This window comes from Bacillus sp. FSL R9-9834 (genome assembly GCF_038006905.1).
In the GTDB taxonomy this organism is placed as follows: Bacteria; Bacillota; Bacilli; order Bacillales; family Bacillaceae_G; genus Bacillus_A; species Bacillus_A pacificus.
The window spans coordinates 457776-480828 of record NZ_JBBOWD010000001.1 but is presented as its reverse complement, the minus strand read 5'-3'; the positions used below and the strand labels follow the sequence as shown (position 1 = coordinate 480828).

Below are 23053 nucleotides of genomic sequence, written 5' to 3'. Positions count from 1 at the left end.
GTTTCTATTCAACTCTGAAATAGTTCACTAAAAAATCGTACAAGTATACATACCTGTACGATTTCAACATACTAATCTATTTTTTCGTATGACACCATTCATATATAAATGCTGTTATTACTTTTGTAAATTCGATTAATTGTTCCACTTCAACTTTCTCATTTATTGAATGAGCCTCTTCTAATGTACCTGGTCCGTAAATAACAGCTGGAATATGAAATTCACTAAACCAACCACCATCCGTTACCGTTGCAGACATATCTAAAATTGCATTTTTAGATAAAGTTGATTCATGTACTAAGCTAAGCGTTTTTACAGCTGCATGTTCACTATCTATTTCTAAAGAAGGGAAAATTTCACCACGATCCACAATCATTGATTCTCCGCCCCACTTAAATTGTGGTGGATTTTCACTTAACCATGGATCGGCAGCTGCTACTTTCCCAATATACTCTTCAATTTCTTTTATTATTTGTTCATGTGTTTCATTCGGATAAAAGTGTACTGTTATCCATAATCGGCACTCATCCGCAATAAACGCTGCATGTCTTCCGCCCTCAATAACAGCTGGATTAATTGTTGTTGTTCCAGATGGATAGCCTTCATATGTTTTCATGACTGCCCAATGACGCTCTAATTCTTGTAAACTTTGTACAATTTTCATCATTTTTTCAATCGCACTCGCTCCAAATAAACGTCCTCCAGCATGAATCATTTGTCTGCGTGTTGCATCATGAAACGTTTGGGGGCTTTTCACAGTAATCCATCCAGTAATTACGCCCCCCTGTCCTTGCATATGTAAATCACTCGTATCCACTACGACTGCAAAATCAGCATCATAACCCCTTTTGCAACATTGAAGCGTACCTGCCTCTCCAACTTCTTCTCCGATTACGGATTGAAAGATTAAATCTCCGGGCAATTCAATGCCTGCTTCTTGTAAAAGCTGAATAGCAAATAATGCCCCAGCTAATCCCCCTTTCATATCTGCCGCACCACGTCCAACTAACCAACCATCTCTTATAAATGGCTCAAACGGACTCGTTTCCCACGCCTCATCTGCTGATATTTCCGCTACATCCATATGCCCATTAATAATAAGACTTTTATGTGTGTCACTTTCTATCCCTTTTTTCACCCCAACAACGTTCGGGTCATTCGGATATACATCCCATTTATCAACACTAAAATTTCGTTTTCTTAGAAACTGTGCAACAAATTCTTGCGCCTCATTTGTATTTCTCGCCGGCGGTGCTGGTGTTTCAAAACGAATTAATGTTTTTGTAAGCTCTAGTAACTCATTTTTTCGTAGATCAATCTGTTCTAATAGCTGTGCAACTTCTTCATTCATCGCTAATTCCCCTTTGCATACGTAGTATGTTCCCAGCTTTATTTTCACAAAAAAAGAGACTGTTTACAATTTTACAGTCTCCAAATTAATCACTATTATAAACTCTCTATTTCTGTTGTCTTTGTCTTTTCAATATGCTCTAAGTTACTCCCCTTATTTCTTGTCGCACGGTAAAACAGTAAACAAACAATCATAAAGGGAATACCACAATACAATGCCATTCTTTGTTCTGGAATAAAGGCCATACCTACAATTACTGTTATATTTAATACTAACGCAAGCAGTGGAACGAATGGATATAGCGGTGTTTTAAATTTCAAGTCCTTCACATCCCCGCCCTGCTTAACATATGACCTTCTAGCTAATAAGTTAGATAGAGCAATAGATGCCCAAACTAGTATTGCTCCAAATCCAGCAATAGAAAGCAACCATAAATAAACTGTATCTTCCGCATAAATACCTGATAGTAATGAGAGACAACCTACAATTGTACTTACAATCAATGCATAAATTGGAACGCCGCTTTTAGATAACTTACTAAAAATCGGACTAATCATTCCTTGATTAGACATAGACCATAGCATACGAGAAGTTGCATATAGCCCTGAATTTGCAACGGATAGAACCGCTGTAATAATAACGAAATTGATAATATCAGCTGCATAAGGAATACCAATTTTATCAAATACAACTACGAATGGACTTTCTATCACTCCTGCTTGTTGCCATGGGAATAATCCTGCAAGAATGAAAATAGATAATACAAAGAACACAAGTATACGCCAAACTGTATTATTAATTGCCTTCGGGATTGTTTTTTCTGGATTTTCACTCTCTCCAGCTGCAATACCAACTAGCTCTGTTCCTTGGAAGGAAAAATTAACAGCAATCATCGTAATTAAAATAGCGGATAATCCATTTGGAAACAACCCACCATAATCAGTAAAGCTAGAAAACATTGGTGCTGGCTCATTTCCTTTCATATCTAGAAAACCAAACATTGCTGCCCCGCCCAAAATAATAAATGCAATGATTGTAATGACTTTAATACTTGCAAACCAAAATTCAACTTCTGCAAAACTTCTTGAAGATAACGCGTTAATAGCAAAAAGTAGTACCGCAAACACTACGCACCAAATCCAAGACGGTACATCAGGAAACCATCGTTTCATTAAAATACTAACTGCAATGAGTTCAATACCTATTGTAGCCGACCAGTTTAGCCACGACATCCATCCGACTACATAACCCGCTGCAGGGGAAATATGCTTCGTAGCATACGTTTGATAAGATCCTGCGTCAGGCATCGCAACAGCTAATTCTCCGAGACAGAGCATCGTTAAATACATAACAAACCCTCCAACAAGATAAGCTACAATCGCTCCTCCAGGCCCAGCTTCATGAATTGTATACCCCGATCCTAAAAAAAGTCCGGTACCAATAACTCCTCCAAGTGCAATCATAAATATGTGTCTGCTTTTCAATTCCCTTTTTAATCCTTGGTTTTGATCCATCATACAAATCCCCCCTTTTCCCTTTGGAAACCTATTTCATGTAAGCGTTTTTAAAATTGTTTATACGAAAAATAATTATTGAAAAGAGCAAAATACATAGTATTAATCACTACCTGTTATTAAAAGATCATCCCTCACTGTTATTAATAACTTTTTATTAGCGATAGCTTGTCCTTCTACTACTTCTAATGACTCGATATACCCACTGATTCCTACCTTAATTTCTACTTTCTGTTTATCTATTGTTTCAATTAACGCTAATTTCTCCCATTCGTATACGTAAGAACTTTCCGTAACAAATAACTTCTCAACTTTCCCATAACAAGGACTATACACGCCTTCTATAACCGTCTTCACTTTATACACTCCTCCTTCTTATTAATTGGTACTGAAACGTTGCATATCCCTCCTTTAGAGATTTCAACTATTCTTTATGCAAAATGCGTACCAATCTTAAATTCCTATTTAAAATGAGGGTTCCTCACAAAAAAATCTTCATAACCGCAAATTTTTTCTACCGTGTAAGAAGTTTTAAAAGGAAAATCGCAAAAAAATTTTGCGATTTTATAAGAATTTTAATAAAATTATAAAAAGTCAGTCTTCATAGGGTGAAATGAGGAGAAGATAATCTATGCGTACAGAAGAAATTAATTTGAAACAGATCATTGAAATGAATATGCTATATGAAACTTTGCTCAATGAACTCGATATCGGGATTCATATTATTAATGAGGAAGGTAAAACGATTATCTATAACCGTAAAATGATGGAAATTGAATCAATGGAGCGCTCAGATGTGCTATATAAAAGTCCTTTAGAAGTATTCGCATTTGAAGAAAATAAAAATAGTACTCTTATAGAAGCATTAAAATTAGGAAAAACAAACAAAAATATAAAACAAACTTATTTTAACAATAAAGGGCAAGAAATTACGACGATTAACGATACTTTCCCAATAATAGAAAACGGGAAAATTAAAGGTGCTATTGAAATTTCAAAAGAGATGAATCACTTAAAGCAAACAATAAAAATGGACTCTTCCCGAAAACAAAACACTAAATTTACCTTTGATCACATAATTGGTGATTCTGAAGCCATTCAATCCACCATTGCGGAAGGAAAAAGGGTAATTCGCACATCATCCTCCATACTTCTCGTAGGAGAAACAGGAACTGGAAAAGAACTATTTGCACAAAGTATCCATAATGAAAGTCAACGTTCGGGCAAACCATTTATTTCGCAAAACTGTGCCGCTATACCTGATACACTCATGGAAAGCTTATTATTTGGTACGAACCGCGGTGCATTTACAGGAGCTATCGATAAAGCCGGTTTATTTGAAGAAGCAAACGGAGGAACTTTGTTATTAGATGAGATCAATTCGTTAAGTCCAGCACTTCAAGCGAAGTTACTGCGAGCTATACAAGAAAAAACAATACGAAGAATCGGAGGCACACAAGAAAAAGAAATTGATGTTCGTATTATAGCAACTATTAATGAAGACCCTCTTGAAGCTATGAAACACAATCGATTGCGGGAAGACTTATATTACAGATTAAGCGTCGTTACTTTATGTCTCCCGCCTTTACGTGAACGAAAAGAAGATATTCCAGCTCTTGTTCAGCACTTTATCGAAAAGTACAACATTCAATTTGGACTCGGCGTAACAGATGTAGATATACATGTAAGAGAATTCTTATATGCATATGATTGGCCTGGAAACGTACGAGAATTGGAACATGTCATTGAAGGTTCAATGAATTTAGTTGAAGATGAAAATATCATTACAGCGTTTCACCTTCCCACTCGCTTTCGCGAACGAATAAAAAAAGAATTCAATATGCAACCTCTCCTAACTAATAACGATACTGATGCGCCAAAAACGTTAAAGCACACAATAGAAGCAATGGAAAAGAACTACATCACTCAAATTTTGAAAGAGTATCACGGTAATATTTCACAAGCTGCAAAGTTTTTAGGATTAAGTAGGCAAAACTTACAATATCGAATTAAAAAATTGCATTTACACATATAAAATAAGACGTTAATCAGTGGAGATTTTGTCCATCTTCCACTGATTACTAGCCTAACTTTTATTTCCTACTAAAACCGCATTAAATTTTTTCCAAGTACAAATAAACATTTGGTAAAATATGCTACAATAAACATATAACATACTAGAAAGGAACGATATATATGAGTAATGATAACAAATTAAAGTTATTACAATACTTAGCCTTCTTCCCTACCATTGTATGTATGATGTTACTAGTTGATATAAACGCCTATCCTTATGCAAAACTATTAGCAACAATTAGCGGCTCTTTTGCAGCTATTATGCTTGCTGCTTTTTGGAATTTGAAGATACGTATGAAGAAAGAAAAATCTTCTTAACGCCAAAACATAAAAAATCGAGCCTACACAGCTCGATTTTTTTATTACTATTAAAACTCAACATTCTCCAAATACAAACCACTTGCCTCAGCAAGGCAATTAATCTGATTACGTTGTTTCGCCTCTAAAATCTGTGGAATCGCCTCTGCATCTAATTGTCCTAACCCAACTTCAATTAATGCTCCAACAATTTTTCGGACCATGTTATGAAGGAATCCGTTACCACTTACTCTAATTTGTACAAATCCTGCTTCTTCCATCACTTCAAGTGTATATACTTCTCGCACCATAGACTTTTTCTTTGATTTTGCATTTGAAAAAGCAGTAAAGTCATGTGAACCAACTAAATGTTTCGCGGCTTCTTTCATGCTTTTCACATTTAATTTTTTATTCACATGCATGCTGTATTTACGCATAAATGGGTTCGTGTGCTCTTCATTCCAAATTTTATAAAGGTATGTTTTTGCTTTAGAATTGTAACGGGCATGGAATCGATCATGTACTTCTTCTACATTCGTAATACTAATATCATTAGGTAAATATTGATTTAAATATTTTTTTACTTTATGTTCCACTAACTTCTCATCACTTTGAAAGTTAGCAACTTGATTCAAAGCATGCACACCAGCGTCTGTTCTACTACAACCGATAATTTCAGTTTCTTTTCCGACCATTTCAGAAATGACACTTTCGATTTTTCCTTGAATCGTATTATCGTTATTACCGAGACGCTGCCATCCTTTAAAACGTGCACCGTCGTACTGAATCGTTAATTTATAATTGTGCATAATATTCTCCTTCATAGAAAATATTCCCTCATACCATGAGGGAATATTAATAAACTTTACTTTCTAACAAGCTTCACTACATTTTCTACATGAGCTGTATGCGGGAACATATCAACTGGTTGTACATATTCCACTTCATAGCTCTTCATTAACGCTTGTACATCACGTGCTAATGAAGAAGGGTTACAAGATACGTAAACAACTTGTTTCGGCTTCACTTTTAAAATTGTTTCCAGTAATTTATCATCGCAACCTGTACGAGGTGGATCGACAACAATTACATCTGGACGCCATCCTTCTTTTACCCATTTCGGTAACCATTGTTCAGCTTTACCTGCTTCATATTTCGTATTTGTAAATCCGTGACGCTTCGCATTTTTTCTTGCATCTGCAATTGCTTCTGGAATTACATCCATACCACGTACTTCCGCCGCATTATTTGCAAGCCAAAGTCCAATTGTACCAACGCCACAATACGCATCTACAATTTTCTCATTTCCAGTTAAGGCAGCGGCTTTTTTCGCTTCATTATATAAAACAACCGTTTGTTCTGGATTCAACTGGAAGAATGCACGTGCTGATAATTCAAATGATAAATCACCAAGTGTTTCTTGAATTACTTCTTTTCCAGCTAATTTAAATGTTTTATCACCGAAAATAACAGATGTTTTACGCCAGTTTACATTTTGCATAATTGATTTAACAGCTGGCATCTGTTTTTGTACTTCTGCAATAAATTGTTCTTTATTTGGCAACTCTTCTTTTGTTGTAATAAGTGTAACTTGTACTTCCCCTGTTTGAACTGCAGTACGTGTCACAATTGTACGTACTAAACCTTTTTGTTTTTTCTCATTGTAAATAGAAACATTTAATTTTTCTAAAATACGTCTTACAACTTTTGTCGCTTCATTCGTTGCTTTATGTTGAATCATACAATGAGCAATATCAATTAACTGATGTGAATTTTGTTTATACAGTCCTGTAATAACCTTTTCGTCTTTACGCCCCACTTGTAGTTGACTCTTATTACGATAATGCCATGGATTTTCCATGCCTAGCGTCGGACGAATTTTCTCTTCCAAACCGTTGTTCATATACTTCTGGAATGCTTGTACAACGATATCACGCTTTTGATTTAATTGTTCTTTATAGTCTAAATGTTGCAATTGGCAACCGCCGCACTCTTCATATACCGGACATGGCGCTTTCACGCGATGTGGTGAAGCTTTACGAACCTTTTTCACTTTCGCTTCAGCGAAGCCACGCTGAATTTTCGTCGTTTCAGCAACAACTTCTTCTCCTGGTAATGCCCCTGGAATGAAGACAACTTGTCTCTTAAAATAACCAACGCCTTCTCCGTTAATCCCAAGACGTTTAATTGTCACAGGAAACGTTTGACCAACTTCCAACTTACTCTCATGTTGCTTTTGTATCATTATTACACCTCTACTCTATACTTTTCCATAAATATAACGCTGCATAACTGCAGTATGGTTCACACTCTTGTTTCACGTTTTCTAAAAATGCATCATCAGGTTTATCATCTAATTGAAATACACCTTGTACTGCACGCTGAATCCCAATGTCTGCTTTCGGAAACATATTTTTCCGTCCAAGCCCAAACATTAAAAAGTTTTGCACTGTCCATGCACCAATCCCCCTAATTGGTAACAATTGTGCTGCAACTCCTTCTTCTGTTTCGTTTTCTATTCTAGTTAAATCTAACTTACCACCTATAATACACTTTGCTAATCCTACCATATATTCAGCTTTTCGCTGACTAAACTTCTGCACTCTCAATTCCTCTATTGAAATATTTGCTACTATTTCTGGAGTGGGGAAAAAGAATACACCGTTCTTCTCTGTTCCATATCGTTTCACAAACTGTTCTGTTAACACAGTAGCAAATTTCAAATTTATTTGTTGATGAATGATACAGCGAAGAAGACAAGCAAAATAATCAAATTCTAAAATAATTGGAGTATAAGCATATGTTTCAAATAGTGGACGTAATGATGTGCTTAAAAAATGATTTTGTATATCTTGAAACGGTTCATTCCAATGAAAAATGGCCCTCATTCGTTTCATGACTTTCTCTGAATCTCCTGTCTGACTAGAAATCCAAAACTGTGGATTTTGAACAGTACCAATCCCTTGCAGACGAACAACAATCTGTTCCTCGTCTATACAAAGCGGGACATAAATAACTTTCTCATCTAATTGAATGACGTTAAGAGGATCAAAAGATAAACGTTTTAATACTTCTTCAAAATGATACGGATACTCTAACGTAACATGTTCGCTCCACATACGTTTCCCCATCCTTTTTACACATCATTATAGCATGAGAAAACCGCAAGCATACATGCTTACGGTTGATTGCTTTTTACTAAGTCATCTAGACTTTTAAAATGATACCCTTTCTCGCGCAAATCATCAATGATTTTTGCAAGTGCTTCTGCATTATCTTTTGATATGGCATGAAGTAATAAAATAGATCCTGGATGAATCATCGTCATAACATTATTATGCGCATATTGCCATCCTCTTTGCTGATCTACTTTCCAATCCAAAAATGCAAGTGACCAAAATACATTATAGTAGCCCATTTCTTTCGTAAGAGCTAACGTTCTTTCACTAAATACGCCGCGCGGGGGACGTACATATTTCACTTCTTTTTGTCCAGTTACTTTTTTAATTTCTTCCGTTACACTCGTTAATTCTTCACGAAGTTTCTCATCGTTTACCGCTGTGAAATCAGGATGACTCCAAGAATGGTTTCCAATAATGTGTCCTTCATTCTTCATTCTTAACAATAAATCTTTTTGTGTTTTAATGTAATGCCCCGTTACAAAGAAAGTTGCTGGTACTTTTTTCTCTTTTAATACGTCTAAGATTTTCCCTGTGTATCCATTCTCATAACCATTATCAAATGTTAAATAAATATCTTTTTTCTTCGTATCCCCTAAATAAAAACCGCCATTTTTTTGTAGTAAATCTGTATATAACTTTCCTGCATCTGGTACTGTTTCATTTTTAGGGCGCGGGATTCCCCAGTTATGTGGAGTATTTGTATAAGCTAATGCCGAAACTGGAACAAGTGCCATCATAATTGAAAAAATGAGACCGATATATAACCATTTATGTTTCATAAATAGTCTCCTTTCCATATATAATCGTACTTGTAGTTTCTGTTGCTACGCATTCTTTCATGCTGAACATGTTTTTCTATATATACCAAAAAAATGCATCTCGAATGATTCGAGATGCATTTTTGTTTACTTAAATACTGGCTCTTTAAAGCTAGCTAATTTTTCAAGTGATGTTTTATCAACATCTGCATGTAAGCTATTACCGTGGGAATCCATTGTTACAACTGCTTTAAATCCATCGATACGTAAATGCCACATTGCCTCTGGAATACCAAATTGTAAGAAATCAACATCTTTCACTTCTTTAATACATTCAGCATAATATTGCGCTGCACCACCAATTGCGTTTAAATATACACCGCCGTGTTCTTCTAAAGCTGCTAATGTTTTCGCACCCATACCGCCTTTTCCAATGACAGCTCTAATACCGAATTTCTTCATAATGTCACCTTGGTACGGTTCTTCACGAATACTTGTCGTTGGACCTGCCGCTTTAATTTGCCAATTGTCATTTTCATCTTTCACAACAACTGGACCACAGTGGTAAATAATTTGCCCATTTAAATCTACTGGACAATCGTTATCCATTAAATGCTTATGAATTGCGTCACGACCTGTATACATCATGCCATTAATTGTTACAACATCACCAACGCGAAGTTCACGAATTTGCTCTTCTGTAATTGGTGCTTGTAATACAATTTCACGTTGCTCTGTTTTTTCTTGTACTTCTTGCTCCAGTGTATCTTCACCTTCTTGATATAACCAATCCATAATTTCACCTGTTTCAGGATGGATTGTTACACCAAGGCGGCGATATGCCCAGCAATTATACGCCACAGATACGTAGAAACTAGCTGGCAGACGGTTATATACGCCAATTTTACAACCAAGTAAAGTTGTTTCTCCACCAAATCCCATCGTACCAATGCCAAGCTTATTCGCATTTTCTAATACGTACTCTTCAAGTTGTTGTAATTCTGGGATTGGATTAACATCATCTAATGTACGGAATAATTGATTTTTTGCTAATTCGTAACCTGATGTGCGGTCTCCCCCGATACCAACACCAATTACACCTGCACTACATCCTTGACCTTGCGCTTGATATACTGCATGAAGAAGGCATTTACGAATCCCTTCTAAATCACGGCCAGCTCGTCCAAGTCCTTCTAGTTCGCATGGTAAGCTATACTGAATATTTTTATTCTCACAGCCACCACCCTTTAGGATTAAACGTGCATCAATATAATCTTTTTCCCATTGTTCAAACTTAATTACCGGTGTACCTGGTCCTAAATTATTTCCACTATTGTCTCCAAAAAGAGAATCAACAGAATTTGGACGAAGTTTACCATCTTTTGTCGCCCGCTCAAGCGCATTATAGATGGCTTCCTTCAACTTTAATTGGTTCACACCAACTGGTGTATAAATTTTAAACGTTGGCATCCCTGTATCTTGGCAAATTGGCGAGATGTTATCATCAGCCATTTTAATATTATTTGTAATTGTGCCAAGTGCCATCGCAGAACGAGTCCCTGCATTTTCTCGCTCTTTCGCTTGTTGAATCGCACGACGAACATCTTTCGGTAAGTTCGTTGACGTTTCAACAATTAGTTGATACATGCTTTCTTGAAGCTTTTCCATTGTTACTTCCCCCTCAATTGTGAACGCTACCAAAACGTTATGAGCTGAAAATTTCATTGTTATGCTCTTTCACTTTTTATTTGTTTCACGCTATTCAAGCATAAATGAAATTTTTCACAACTTGATTATACCTCTTTTTCTATCGTCCTTCTATTATCCACACAGAAAAAGGCTACCAAATTGGAATTGGCAGCCTTTTTAATATATTATTCGTCTTTTTTAAATTGCTCACATTTTAATTCTAATTCATCTAACATTGCAAGAAGACGATCTACATCTTCTAATTCTACTTCTTCAGGTTCAATTGTATCAATTACTTCAATGAACATATTTAAACGTTCCTTTAAATATACTAATTGTGTATCTTTATCTTGAATTGCTTTTCCCATGAAGGCACTCTCCTTTTAATTCGAGTTGCTTTTATTATACCGCAAAAATGATTACAATGGGTATGTAATTTCATCAATTTTGTCACGGTTATTCACTATAATGTAAGCCCTCTCTCTTTTTCCTCTAAAAAGTTTCACTTTATAAAAAGTACATATTCTTCTATTATAGAGAATGGACAAATTGTTATTTCAATAGTCAAAGGAGTATTTCATATGACGATATCACAAAAAATGAAGCCGATTACTCCTTCTTACGATCCATGGGAAGCGTATATGGACCTTGAAGAGTACGGCAAACTACTATTAACAAATGTTGAGTTTACAACGACGACGTTATGCAATATGCGCTGTGAGCATTGCGCTGTTGGTTACACGTTACAGCCGAAAGACCCGAATCCGCTTCCGATGGATCTTTTATTAAAACGATTAGATGAGATTCCTCATTTACGTTCTTTAAGTATTACTGGCGGAGAACCTATGCTTTCAAAAAAATCCGTCGACAACTATGTAACACCACTCTTAAAATATGCCCATGAACGAGGCGTTCGCACTCAAATCAACTCAAACTTAACTATAGATTTAGCACGTTACGAGCAAATTATTCCTTATTTAGACGTACTGCACATTTCTCATAACTGGGGAACAATTGATGATTTCGTTGAAGGTGGATTTGCAATGATGGAGCGTAAACCTACGTATGAACAACGTGCAAAGTTATTTGAACGAATGATTACAAATAGTAAAGCTCTATCAGATGCAGGTGTACTTGTATCTGCTGAAACGATGCTGAATAAACGAACTCTACCACACATTGAACATATTCATCGTCAAATCGTTGACGAAATGGGATGTAAACGTCATGAGGTTCACCCAATGTATCCAAGTGACTTTGCGAGTAATCTAGAGATTTTAACAAAAGCTGAAATTCGTGATGCAATTGAGCATTTACTAGAAATTCGCGATGAAAATGTATGGATGTTATTTGGAACTTTACCTTTCTATGCTTGTAGCGATGACGAGCGAGACATTGCCACATTTAAAAAATTACAAAAGAGCAAAAATGTCACAGTTCGTAATGATCCGGATGGCCGTTCTCGTTTAAATGTAAATATTTTCGATGGAAATATTATTGTAACGGACTTTGGTGATGTTCCACTTCTAGGAAACATACAAACAAATACGTTACAAGAAGCGTATGAAAAATGGAGCGCTTCAAAAACAGCAAAATCATTAAGCTGTCACTGTCCTGCAGTAAAGTGTCTTGGACCGAATGTTCTTGTAAAAAACAGCTACTATCCGACAGAAGATTTCTTATCAAAAACAGCAAATATTACATTATAAAAAAACGTCAGCTTATAAGCTGACGTTTTTTTATGTTATTGCGAGTGAGAAGAAGAAATGAATTTAAAATACAAATGATCATGAATTGGAATAGCCGCTCCAATTCCTTGAGAAGTAATATTTTTTACAACGAGCCTTTTTTGATTTCCCTTTAATACAAGGTATACTTCTCCAAATGTTACTTTCCCTTTTTCATTTACTGCTGGTGTATAAGCATATAAATATCCAAGTTGACTCGGACTAATGTTATACACACGTTCATGTCCTGTGCCATAACCAATAGTCGTTTTAAATGAAAGCGGCAATTGTACCTTTTCAAGTGCTTTGAGAAGCATCATTTTCTTCACATCTGCAGCATCTTTCATATCTGCTGTTAAATCGCCTTCAACCGTCTTTTGCGTTTCTTGCTTATAGCGTAGCGGATATAGGCGATCTCCTCCTCGATTATCATACACATTGCGATTTACTTGTTTATATTCCCAATTGATTGATGTATCAACCGATTCATAATGCAAAGCCCATTGACCTAAATAAATCTTCGCTCGGTACCCTACCGCAAGTGGCGCATTCGAAATTGTCGTTTCATTAAACATTCGAATTAAGTCTGGGTTTTCGATTTTAATATTCGCTGTTTTCAATAGTTCTTGAGCAAACTTACTCGGCTGCAAACGCGGTAAATCTTGCGCATCATTCGGAAACGTATTGTCTTTAGAAATATTTAAAACAGATGAAGGCATTTTTGTTTCTACCGTTGTCTTTGCAAAACTCATGTTAGGAAATAATAGAATAAACGAGACCATAGTTGAAAGACATATGCTGTATACTCGTTTCACCTGTCTGGCTCCTTCCTATGTAAAGGTATATATACTACTTTGTTTATTGTTTTCTCTGGGCACAATTGTTATGCCTATTTTTCATAATAAATAAAAACCAATTCCCATAATGACATACGCTGCTAATAAAGTACCACCTTCAAACCAATTTGTATCTCCATCATTTGAAATCGCAATCGTTAAGAAAACAGCTGTAATCATAGAAACAAGTTCTGGTATCGTAAATACTAAAGGCATCCTTTGCGTGAAGAACATAGAAAGCAGTACTAATACAGGAGCAACAAACATGGCAATTTGTAATGTAGAACCTATTGCAATCTCAACTGCAATGTTTACTTTATTTTTATACGCCATAATAATTGCAGATGCATGTTCCGCTGCATTCCCGACAATTGCGACGATAATAACCCCTATAAATAGTTCTGACCAACCAAATGATTTTGCAACTGTCTCAAATGTATGCACGAGCGCCTCTGACACATACGCTACCGCAATTGTTGCTATCGCTAAAATGAGTAATGCTTTCCCTTTCGACCACTCTGGTTCTTCCTCATGAGCGACTTCATCACTTTTATGCTGATATACACCACGGTGCGTAACTAACTTAAATAGCAATGCAGCAAGGTACATAATAATCATAATAATCGAGACACCTATACTTAACTGATACGTCTTTCCAGCGTCCATCTTCATTGAAAAAATCTCTGGAATAACAAATGCTACTACTACAGCAAAGATTAATAAAGCCGAATTATGCCTTGCATCATACACATTAAAACTTTGTCTTTTATATTTAAGCCCTCCCACAAAGAAGGATAGCCCTCCTACTAATAATAAATTTCCAAGTACAGAGCCCGTTAAAGAAGCTAACACTACCTCAATTAATCCTGCCTGAAGTGCAAAAATTGAAATGATTAGTTCAACAGCGTTACCGAAAGTAGCATTTAATAATCCACCTATTCTAGGACCAGATACAATTGCCAAACTTTCTGTCGCTCTCCCCATAAAACCCGCTAATGCGATAATCGTAATACAATACACAGCGAACATAATTGTTTGAGGCCAATGAAGTGTTTTCCCAAGTACAGACAGTGGTACACCTATAAGCGCTACTATAAGAAATATTTTATTAAACATGCTTTTCATCCTTCCATCGTATGTATTTCTCCTCGATATTATTATTATTCTTCTCCTAACTTGTCCGATTTCATCACAATTGCGTTTAAAAAATCGGATTGAAGAAAACAGTATGAAAGATATTTAAATTATCTTGTTGAAACAGACAGAATTATAAATTATGAAAAGGGGTTAAAATTATGCACTTAAAAGAAAAAATCGCAACTATTATTCAAGGTCAACGTACCGGTGTATTATCTACAGTACGAAATGAGAAACCTCATAGCGCCTTTATGATGTTTTTCCACGAAGATTTTGTACTATATGTTGCAACAGATCGACAATCAAAAAAGATAACAGATATTGAAAACAATCCAAATGTACATGTACTACTTGGTCGTGAAGGAAAAAAATTAGATGAAGATTATATCGAAGTGGAAGGCTTAGCCTCCATCGAGGAAGACTCCACATTAAAAAACAAGTTTTGGAATAATAGCTTAAAGCGTTGGTTACTCGGTCCTGAAGACCCTAATTATGTACTAATTAAAATCAACCCCGATACAATTTATTACATCGATGGTGCCGGTACGACGGAGCCCGAGTTTTTACGACTATAAAGTGAAACAAGCCCCCCTTTAGGTGGGCTTGTTTTGTCGAAAAGTTCTTCTGAAAAAAACAATAAAATAGGTGGAACTTTCTAAAGATTCTGTTATATAATAGCATTAACTTAAATAAACTGTATTAAAACAGATTGAGAGGAGAAATAAAATTGATGAAAAGAGAAGAACGTAAAAACATGATTGAGTTTATCGAAAAGAAAAAAGGGATTGAGCGTGACGAATTATTGTTTATGACAGATGATGAAGTAGAACATATTTATAATGTAACTTACTTTTTATATGAAGAAATTGCAGAGTAGTATAATAATCCCCACCTTATGAAAAATATAAGGTGGGGATTATTTCTTTATCTATCCAGCTCTTTGCGAGGCGGTAAAACCCCATTCACTTTATACGTGAGAATGATTTTCATGTATAATAATGTAAGATTGGAGGAATTTTACTATGAGTTCATGGCTCTTATTCGCACTATTATCAGCAATTGCTGCTGCCCTTGTATCTATTTTCGGTAAGATTGGTTTAGATGGAATCGATGCCAATGTTGCTACGACAGTTCGTTCTATTATCATGGCATTATTTATGGTAGGCGTTATTATTATACAAGGTAAATTTCAAAATATTGGCGACGTACTTCTAAATAAAAAAGCACTGCTTTTTATCACATTAAGTGGAGTTGCAGGTGCTTCGTCATGGCTATTTTATTTTCTTGCACTTAAAACAGGAAAAGTTTCACAAGTAGCTCCTGTCGATAAATTAAGCGTCGTATTTTCTATCATTCTCGCTATGATTATACTCGGCGAAAAATTAAACTTTATGACTGGTATTGGTGTTGTCTTTATTACAGCTGGTGTACTATTTATTGCTTTCAGCTAAAAAAACCGCTACTCGCGGTTTTTCTTTTTCTTTATGTAAAACCATACGACACATGTAACAACTACTGAAATGGATAAAATCCATATTCCATAATGATGCAAACTATACTCAACAAAACGCCACTTCTCTCCTAACTTCCAGCCAAGTCCAATAAAAACACTTATCCAAATAAACGCACCACCGTAAGCGTACAAACAAAAACGCCAAAGTGTTAAATTCGACATCCCAGCAAAATACGCTGTTAAATGACGTACTCCTGGGATAAAATAACCAACTATTAAAAGAAATGGGCCATATTTTTCAAATAAAATATGTGTTTTTTCAATGTGATGTTCTTTAATTCTAATTTTCGGGCCATATTTTTTTAAAACAGGGAGTCCAAGTTTTAAACCTAATATGTAGCTTAATGTAATGCCTAACATCGCACCAGCCATCCCACTTAAAAACGCAGCAGTTCCTGACATAACGCCTTTTGAAACGTTATAACCAACGAAAGTCAATAAAAACTCATCTGGTATCGGTAATCCAACAATCCCACCGGCCAAAGCTATAATAATTCCAAAATACCCATAATGTGCGATTAACTCGCCAATATGTTGTTCCATTCGGAAGACACATCCTATACACGATCGTTATTCCATATTGTGCCCTTTCTATCTTTCAGACAAACATGGTATACATATTCACTATACATTGTTTTTATAATGAACTCTACTTCTATCCATTCCTTTAGTAGGAAGAAATTGAACTATTAATCAGTGACCTCGCTCATTCTTAGTGCACATCAATCATGTGCTAGACTCCCGCCTTCTTCCCTTATATCTATCTCTTCTTGAAGGGCTAATCTTACTATCCACAAATACCGGGATTAAAAAATAAAAATTCATATGCTTGTTTTTTTGTTACAATAAAGGAAAGTTACTTTTCGCAACGGTTTAACTCTCAGGAAAAATGATATACCTAGCAAAAACATAGTTTGGTCGATATAATGCAACTTCTACCTATTAAAAGAACATGCACCCTTTACATACAACATCATTTTTCTAAATTATACAGGGGGAACGAACATGACCATTGAAAATCAATTTATCCAAAAGGTTTACTATAAAACATTTTTAACAGAAGAAACTTCTACTCCAGTATCAGAAGTACTCGGTGAAGCATATATAAATGAATCTACAAATGAATTCTCCAACATTTCTAATATTCGCTTTGCTCAAGGTGAATTGTATTACCAAAATAAAGACTTTGAAGCAGCGATATTTAAATGGGAGAAAGTAAATAATGAGCTTGCACTTTGGGCAACCAAAAATATTGCAGATGCTTATTTTGAACTAGGATTCTTACCAAAAGCAGAAGAAATGTATCAATCTATCCAAACGGAAGATACAACTCTTACAATGGAAGTTTCCTTACAACTTCTTTCTCTTTATATCGAACAAGATCGTTTAGGTCTAGCATTTAAGACGATTAGTGAAGCTGTTGCATTTCAACCTGACTATCCAAATATTACTTCAATTGCTCGCTCGTTCTATGAAAAACAAGAAGATTGGAATAACGCCATCGAACTTGCCGTTCAAGAAGGAATTCGAACAAAATCATTACATTGGTTCGATACTTTAATTAATTATGTGAATCAAGGATTTACGAAACAAATCAAACCAGAATATTTCTATGAATCTTTAAAAGCTTTATATGCAATTGATCAAGTCCAATTTAAGGAACTTGTTATCGCTCTTTGGAACAGCTATCAAAATGAAAAATCACATCTACCTTGGATTCAAACAATCAATCATTTATTCTTACATATTGAGACAGACAACAATGACGATTGGCATGAAATTGTTGAACGCTATCAAGATACGTACTTTGAATTAATTACTGGTGAACATTTCATGCATGAAATGCAAGGACTTGTACCTGACTTATTAACAAATTGGTTTAGTTTAACGAGAGCAAAAGACGCCCTATTCGTCTCTGCTGCAGTGTTAGCGTGGAATGAAGTTTCACCTACAACTTTAGAGTCATTACTCGTAAAAAGTGCGGGAGCCCTACTCTCTAATTCAACAGCTGAAACAAATGTAAATATGGAAACTGTTTCTCATTTATTCGAAACAATTGCTGTATGGGCTGAAAAAAATGATGTAGATTTAAGTCATCAATTTACGTTACTCGTTCATGAACTATGTGATTTAAATGTTACAAAATTACTAATTGCGGGAACTAGTGACCATGATAAATTATCATTCGTCAATTCAATATTAGGAGAAAACATCTTAACTGAAACTATAACAACTCCTATTCTATTTAAAGATGATAGCCAAACTGAAATAACAGAATTCACTGCGTTAGATGTGCACAATATACCGAACTTTGATGAATTCCATCAAATAATGGCTACACCTGAACAATCAGAACTTGAGAACAAATGTATAGAAATTAAATTACCAAGTAGATTTTTGAGAAAGAATAAATTTGCATTTCTTGTTACACCATCTGTTCAAGGACAAGTGGATAAAAACAGCTCATATTTTGAATACTTACAAGCCGCAGATAGCCTTATTTACGTATTAAATTCTGCTTCATCGTTACATGGTGAAGAACTTGATACATTACTTTATTTACGTGAACAAGTACCAAACTTACAAATTCATTTCGTATTACACACAAATAGTGCGGATACGAATGAAAAACTAATAAGTAAGATGAAAGTCCATTTCCCAAATGCGCAGTTCTTCCCATACTCTCCTTCACAAGAGGGGAGCCAACAACTTGGGGACGTGACAGAGTCTATTCTTTCTAATCTAGCAGAACGCGATATAGAACAAGAACGTATCGAAAAACTAATATGGTTTACTCAAAAGACAATCGCATACCTTGTAAATGAACGTGTGGAATTAGAAAATACATTAGTCAAATCAGTACGCTGGAATAAACATATCTCAGTAAAACTAAACGGATTTATTAACAATCTTACTGCTCTTGAAAAAGATAAAATTCGTTCTATTACAGAATCTTATCTTTTAACGAAAGAAGAAATCACACGAGATATCCATTCTCAAATTCCTGAATTATTACAGAGCTGCTCTGACCTTGTTCAAGAAGATAGTGATTTCAAATTAGTTCATGAAGAATTAAATACTGCGATGAACGAACGAATTCAAAAACATGTACAGCAAGTGCTTCTCCCTAAATTTACTGGGTTTATTCAAGAGTGGATTGAAACAGCGCATAATGAATTTATTCAAGCTCAATCTTATTTAGATGAAATGAGTGAAACGTTTAATAAATTATATAAAGAAGAACGTATGAAACTTCCTTGCGATTTCAAATTACTAGATGATTGGCATCGAGATGTTGTACGTATGACAAATAGAATTACAGTATCGAACATCAATATTTTATTACGCTTTACACCGACACAATTTTTCTTAAAGAGTGCAGGAAAACTATTTGGTAACATGCAAAAAAATCAATCTATGCTTGCAAACAAATATAAACAATACATTGAAACGGAAGACTATACGGAAATTGCTCAAACAATCTCAAAACAATTCTTCCTTCAATTTGAAGTATTTGAAGGCGCATTAGAACGAGATATCATGATGTTCTTTAAAGATCCACTTAGCATATTGAAACAAAATGTAGAAGCCGCTCAACTTGAAATACAGGAAGACGAGCAAACATTAGCAACGTTAAGAAGCAATCCAGAAACTTATCACGATCCGTTAGCATTCTTTAAACTGCAACTATTGCAGCACAAATTCGTTTTAAGTACGAACAAAAACAATGAAGACGTCTATGAATTTAATGAGTCTCCTACGATTTAACATAAAGTGAAACTTTAATCAGTGTGGGTTCTTCATCCCCCACCTAACTTCCTTGCTTTCGCTGAATTTTGAGATGGGGGTCTTACTGCCCATTAAAGCGGGATAAAAAACCAAGCAAACTGAAATTTGCTTGGTTTTTTACTTTAATTCATTATTTTCATATGTTCGAATGGATAATAAATTGCCGCTAATTCTCCTAATACATCCGCTTTATCAATGAGTCCTAAACCATTTCTACTATCTCTGCTTATTAAGCGATTATCTCCCATAACAAAAATCTTATTTTTAGGAACTGTAATCGGTCCAAAGTCCTCCGTTAAATTCATAAGTTTTTTTTCAGCTTGTTTTTTATTACTATACAAATACGCTTCCTCTATCACTTCATGATTCACATATAATTGATCATTTCTCACCTCAATAACATCACCAGGCAAACCAATAACCCTTTTCACATAAAAATTATCTGTCTTTACAACAATAATATCTTCTCTCCCATAACTTTCAAATTGCTTTGCCAACTTATTCACAATCACCTTATCCCCATCTTGTAACGTCGGCTTCATAGAAGCCCCTTTTACAGTCGTAGGAAAAAACACGAAAATTTTCGCCAAAAACACGAGCAAACAAGCAATTGCAATTGTTCCAAAGAATTCACGCAAACGTTTTTTCTTTTGCATCATTCCACCATCTCATCGTCTTTTTACTTTTATTATAAAGACTTCAACCGTGTATTTTCCACAAAATTCTGAATTATACAATTCTAATATTACAAAAATATAAATAATAATATTCAAGAATGTATTATTTTGATATACTATATCTTGCATTTATCATTATATTTTTAGTTACTTAGGAGGACTTTTTCTATGAAAGTTATGCTTAAAAATGAAAATACCGGTCAAATTAAACAAGCAAAAATTGGTTTTAGTTGGACTGTATTTTTCTTTGGTTTCTTCCCTGCTATATTCCGTGGAGACTGGAAATGGTTTTTAATTATTTTAGTCGCTAGTATGTTTACATTCGGATTCTCTAACTTAGTCTTCTGCTTTATTTATAACAAGCTTTACATCAATGATTTATTATCCCAAGGTTATAAAGCAGCAGATGAATACAGCCTTTCTGCTCTACAACAAAAAAACATTGTAGCATAGTAACAAAAAAGATACTCTTCAAATAGTCTATCCACTATTCGAAGAGTACCTTTTTATATTCCCACATATACAATACACATTTGAGCCGCTACATATGTAAACCAAATCCAAAGTGGTTCATACTTTAATTTGCGTCCTCCAATATCTGTCACGCCAATAATAAAATCAGAAATGACAAATAGTAAGCCACCAAAAGCTGGTATCCACCATATTCCTGTATTCTCATAGTATAAGGCGAACGCAAAGCAAGCCATGCCTCCAACCCACAATCCGTAAATTAGCGCTCCTATCGTAAACAATTTATCCTGTTTCTCATTTCGAATAAAGAAGAACCATCCTATAATGAGAAAGAGTCCGTATACGAGTAAACCAATCCAAAAACCATTCCATGAAATGCCTGTTTGCAAAAATGCTTTTACATAAAAACAATGCGCAAGCGCGAAAGTAATCATCCCTCCAATTAGCCTGTGACCAATTGGAATTAAACCTGCCATAAATAAATCCCCTACAGTTGATAACGTCATACCTAGTGCAACCCACGTACTATAATCTACTGATGGATCTTGTAACCATATCCAAATTGCACTTGCCGTTAACGAAAAACTAAGAATAAGACGCACCGCTAAAGGTAACGGCATATTATTTCTTGTCTTTTTTGTCTGCCCTATTGCATAAATTGCACCAATTAAAAAAAGAATGATTTGTGCAATTAACACCATGTAAAGTAGATTCATAATATGTTCTCCTCAATAAATGCTTTTTGTATCTTTTTTCGTGACACCTGGTCTATTATCCTTTTTCTATACAAAAAAAGAAGAACAGTACTGTTCTTCCATTGTAATCGTCTTCCCTTTGCCTATGCTACTTGTTTTTCTTGTTCTATTTTTTGCTTAGCTGGTGTCCGATTCACCACAATAATTCCCGCAGCTACACACGCTAAACCGAATAGTACGAATGAGTGAATTGCTTCTCCTAAAATCATGCTCGATAATAGCACACCAAATACGGGTATGAAGAACATATACATTGATACTTTTCCAACCTTGTTGTACTTCATAATTGTATTCCAAATGCAAAATCCTGCTGCGGATAAGAAAGATAAATAGATAAGCATTAGTATTGCATGTATACTAAATGTAAATGGCATAACTCCAACTTGCAAAGCCCCTATACATAATAGTCCGATAGAACCAAAAATCATTTGGTAGGCTGTCATATAGCCAATATCTAATGTTTTACTACCTTCTTTCGCCAATATATTCCCATATGAATACAACATTGCTGCACTCAGAAGTAATAAGCTACCGATTCCGAAATGGAATGACAAACTACCATCACTCGGCACGTTTACTAAAATGACACCACAGAAGCCGATAGAAACTCCAATTACTTTTCTCACATTAAGAGCATCATCTTTATATAAAAAATGTGCGAGTAAAATTTGAAAGAATGATGATGTTCCTGAAATGATAGCTCCTTCAATACCAGAACTATAGCTCATTCCAATATAAAAACATATATATTGAAGAAATGTTTGAAATAAACCAATTTGTACTAACTGCTTCCCCGTTCCTTTTTTGAAGCTCATATCTTTTCCTAACGCTTTAAAGAAGAATAAAAGCATAACCCCAGATAAAAAGAAACGATAGCCAGCAAATAATATTTGCTCTCCAACTTCTTGTGGCTGAATTCCAAGTTCAGCATAACTTAATTTAATAAAAGGAAATGCGCTTCCCCATAAAAAAGTTGCTACTATTGCAGCAATAAATACGCCAATCGGATGGGTAAAAAATTTCTCTGTCTTCACTTGTTGTCTTCCTTTCCGACCTTTTTATGAACAGTATTCATATATACCAAAGGAATTGAGAAAACACAAGTTTTCAGTTTCTAAACAAACAAAAACATATCATCTAACGAAAACATATGCTATACTATAGAATAATTACAACATAATAACTATTAAAATCAGTTTCAACAGAAATGCTGCTATCCATTATGGATGGCAGCTTTCGTCGTTTTATAGGGGTTTCGATTTTGATTCTTTTTCTCAATAA

At 35.1% G+C, this 23053-nt stretch carries 23 protein-coding genes; 8 read left to right on the top strand and 15 right to left on the bottom strand.

Annotation, left to right across the window (positions count from 1 at the left end; all coding sequences use genetic code 11):
• Positions 1-76: 76 nt before the first annotated feature.
• From MKY00_RS02465 to MKY00_RS02455, 3 genes are all read right to left on the bottom strand, one after another.
• Entirely contained in the window at positions 77-1351 is a 1275-nt protein-coding gene (locus MKY00_RS02465) for an acetylornithine deacetylase (protein WP_016716381.1), read from the bottom strand.
• A gap of 95 nt (positions 1352-1446) precedes the next feature.
• Complete coding sequence (locus tag MKY00_RS02460; RefSeq protein WP_016716380.1) at positions 1447-2868, bottom strand: amino acid permease; 1422 nt, start codon at positions 2866-2868, stop codon at positions 1447-1449.
• Positions 2869-2967: 99 nt separating this feature from the next.
• Positions 2968-3222: a biotin/lipoyl-containing protein gene (locus MKY00_RS02455; protein ID WP_016716379.1), complete on the bottom strand. Its 255-nt coding sequence runs from the start codon at positions 3220-3222 to the stop codon at positions 2968-2970.
• 274 nt (positions 3223-3496) lie between these two features.
• Between MKY00_RS02455 and MKY00_RS02450 the strand changes: the two genes are divergently transcribed.
• Both MKY00_RS02450 and MKY00_RS02445 read left to right on the top strand, forming a co-directional pair.
• Positions 3497-4900 (top strand): sigma-54 interaction domain-containing protein, encoded by a 1404-nt coding sequence (locus tag MKY00_RS02450; RefSeq protein ID WP_001258436.1) that lies wholly within the window; start codon positions 3497-3499, stop codon positions 4898-4900.
• 161 nt (positions 4901-5061) lie between these two features.
• The gene (locus MKY00_RS02445; RefSeq protein ID WP_000063916.1) at positions 5062-5259 is read left to right on the top strand and encodes a hypothetical protein; all 198 of its coding nucleotides are present in this window, start codon (positions 5062-5064) and stop codon (positions 5257-5259) included.
• A 50-nt stretch (positions 5260-5309) separates the two neighbouring features.
• Here MKY00_RS02445 and truA read toward each other — a convergent pair whose 3' ends face one another.
• The 6 genes from truA to MKY00_RS02415 all read right to left on the bottom strand — a co-directional run bounded on the left by truA (position 5310) and on the right by MKY00_RS02415 (position 11235).
• A complete protein-coding gene (gene truA / locus MKY00_RS02440) occupies positions 5310-6047 on the bottom strand; it encodes a tRNA pseudouridine(38-40) synthase TruA (protein ID WP_000553123.1) in 738 nt (245 codons plus the stop codon).
• A 56-nt stretch (positions 6048-6103) separates the two neighbouring features.
• Positions 6104-7483: a 23S rRNA (uracil(1939)-C(5))-methyltransferase RlmD gene (rlmD, locus tag MKY00_RS02435; protein ID WP_016716377.1), complete on the bottom strand. Its 1380-nt coding sequence runs from the start codon at positions 7481-7483 to the stop codon at positions 6104-6106.
• 10 nt (positions 7484-7493) lie between these two features.
• Positions 7494-8357 (bottom strand): DNA-3-methyladenine glycosylase family protein, encoded by an 864-nt coding sequence (locus MKY00_RS02430; RefSeq protein WP_016716376.1) that lies wholly within the window; start codon positions 8355-8357, stop codon positions 7494-7496.
• Positions 8358-8416: 59 nt separating this feature from the next.
• Positions 8417-9199 (bottom strand): delta-lactam-biosynthetic de-N-acetylase, encoded by a 783-nt coding sequence (gene pdaA / locus MKY00_RS02425; RefSeq protein ID WP_000681212.1) that lies wholly within the window; start codon positions 9197-9199, stop codon positions 8417-8419.
• A 126-nt stretch (positions 9200-9325) separates the two neighbouring features.
• Positions 9326-10846: a class I fumarate hydratase gene (gene fumA, locus MKY00_RS02420; RefSeq protein ID WP_000413517.1), complete on the bottom strand. Its 1521-nt coding sequence runs from the start codon at positions 10844-10846 to the stop codon at positions 9326-9328.
• Positions 10847-11052: 206 nt separating this feature from the next.
• Positions 11053-11235, bottom strand: coding sequence for an SE1561 family protein (locus MKY00_RS02415; RefSeq protein ID WP_000513558.1), 183 nt, complete (start codon positions 11233-11235; stop codon positions 11053-11055).
• 213 nt (positions 11236-11448) lie between these two features.
• On the opposite strand from MKY00_RS02415, the gene yfkAB reads away from it, so the two are divergent.
• Positions 11449-12576, top strand: coding sequence for a radical SAM/CxCxxxxC motif protein YfkAB (gene yfkAB / locus MKY00_RS02410; protein ID WP_000156010.1), 1128 nt, complete (start codon positions 11449-11451; stop codon positions 12574-12576).
• Between the two features lie 35 nt (positions 12577-12611).
• Here yfkAB and MKY00_RS02405 read toward each other — a convergent pair whose 3' ends face one another.
• Both MKY00_RS02405 and cax read right to left on the bottom strand, forming a co-directional pair.
• A complete protein-coding gene (locus tag MKY00_RS02405; RefSeq protein WP_014893338.1) occupies positions 12612-13409 on the bottom strand; it encodes a YfkD famly protein in 798 nt (265 codons plus the stop codon).
• An 81-nt stretch (positions 13410-13490) separates the two neighbouring features.
• The gene (cax, locus tag MKY00_RS02400) at positions 13491-14546 is read right to left on the bottom strand and encodes a calcium/proton exchanger (protein WP_000482144.1); all 1056 of its coding nucleotides are present in this window, start codon (positions 14544-14546) and stop codon (positions 13491-13493) included.
• Between the two features lie 179 nt (positions 14547-14725).
• Here cax and MKY00_RS02395 point away from each other — a divergent pair, with 179 nt between their 5' ends.
• From MKY00_RS02395 to MKY00_RS02385, 3 genes are all read left to right on the top strand, one after another.
• Positions 14726-15142: a pyridoxamine 5'-phosphate oxidase family protein gene (locus tag MKY00_RS02395; RefSeq protein WP_000550219.1), complete on the top strand. Its 417-nt coding sequence runs from the start codon at positions 14726-14728 to the stop codon at positions 15140-15142.
• A gap of 155 nt (positions 15143-15297) precedes the next feature.
• Positions 15298-15444, top strand: coding sequence for a BH0509 family protein (locus MKY00_RS02390; RefSeq protein WP_000817786.1), 147 nt, complete (start codon positions 15298-15300; stop codon positions 15442-15444).
• Between the two features lie 145 nt (positions 15445-15589).
• Entirely contained in the window at positions 15590-16018 is a 429-nt protein-coding gene (locus MKY00_RS02385; protein WP_000100306.1) for an EamA family transporter, read from the top strand.
• An 8-nt stretch (positions 16019-16026) separates the two neighbouring features.
• Here the strand turns inward: MKY00_RS02385 and MKY00_RS02380 are convergent, their stop codons facing one another.
• A complete protein-coding gene (locus MKY00_RS02380; protein ID WP_016716373.1) occupies positions 16027-16623 on the bottom strand; it encodes a DedA family protein in 597 nt (198 codons plus the stop codon).
• A 462-nt stretch (positions 16624-17085) separates the two neighbouring features.
• On the opposite strand from MKY00_RS02380, the gene MKY00_RS02375 reads away from it, so the two are divergent.
• The gene (locus MKY00_RS02375; RefSeq protein ID WP_016716372.1) at positions 17086-19848 is read left to right on the top strand and encodes a tetratricopeptide repeat protein; all 2763 of its coding nucleotides are present in this window, start codon (positions 17086-17088) and stop codon (positions 19846-19848) included.
• A gap of 143 nt (positions 19849-19991) precedes the next feature.
• Here the strand turns inward: MKY00_RS02375 and lepB are convergent, their stop codons facing one another.
• Positions 19992-20528 (bottom strand): signal peptidase I, encoded by a 537-nt coding sequence (gene lepB, locus MKY00_RS02370; protein ID WP_000983296.1) that lies wholly within the window; start codon positions 20526-20528, stop codon positions 19992-19994.
• Positions 20529-20714: 186 nt separating this feature from the next.
• Here lepB and MKY00_RS02365 point away from each other — a divergent pair, with 186 nt between their 5' ends.
• Positions 20715-20999 (top strand): hypothetical protein, encoded by a 285-nt coding sequence (locus tag MKY00_RS02365; RefSeq protein ID WP_000867043.1) that lies wholly within the window; start codon positions 20715-20717, stop codon positions 20997-20999.
• A gap of 53 nt (positions 21000-21052) precedes the next feature.
• Here the strand turns inward: MKY00_RS02365 and MKY00_RS02360 are convergent, their stop codons facing one another.
• Together MKY00_RS02360 and MKY00_RS02355 are read right to left on the bottom strand one after the other, a co-directional pair.
• The gene (locus MKY00_RS02360; RefSeq protein ID WP_016716371.1) at positions 21053-21733 is read right to left on the bottom strand and encodes a lysoplasmalogenase; all 681 of its coding nucleotides are present in this window, start codon (positions 21731-21733) and stop codon (positions 21053-21055) included.
• Between the two features lie 122 nt (positions 21734-21855).
• Positions 21856-22806 (bottom strand): DMT family transporter, encoded by a 951-nt coding sequence (locus MKY00_RS02355; protein ID WP_016716370.1) that lies wholly within the window; start codon positions 22804-22806, stop codon positions 21856-21858.
• Positions 22807-23053 lie beyond the last annotated feature (247 nt).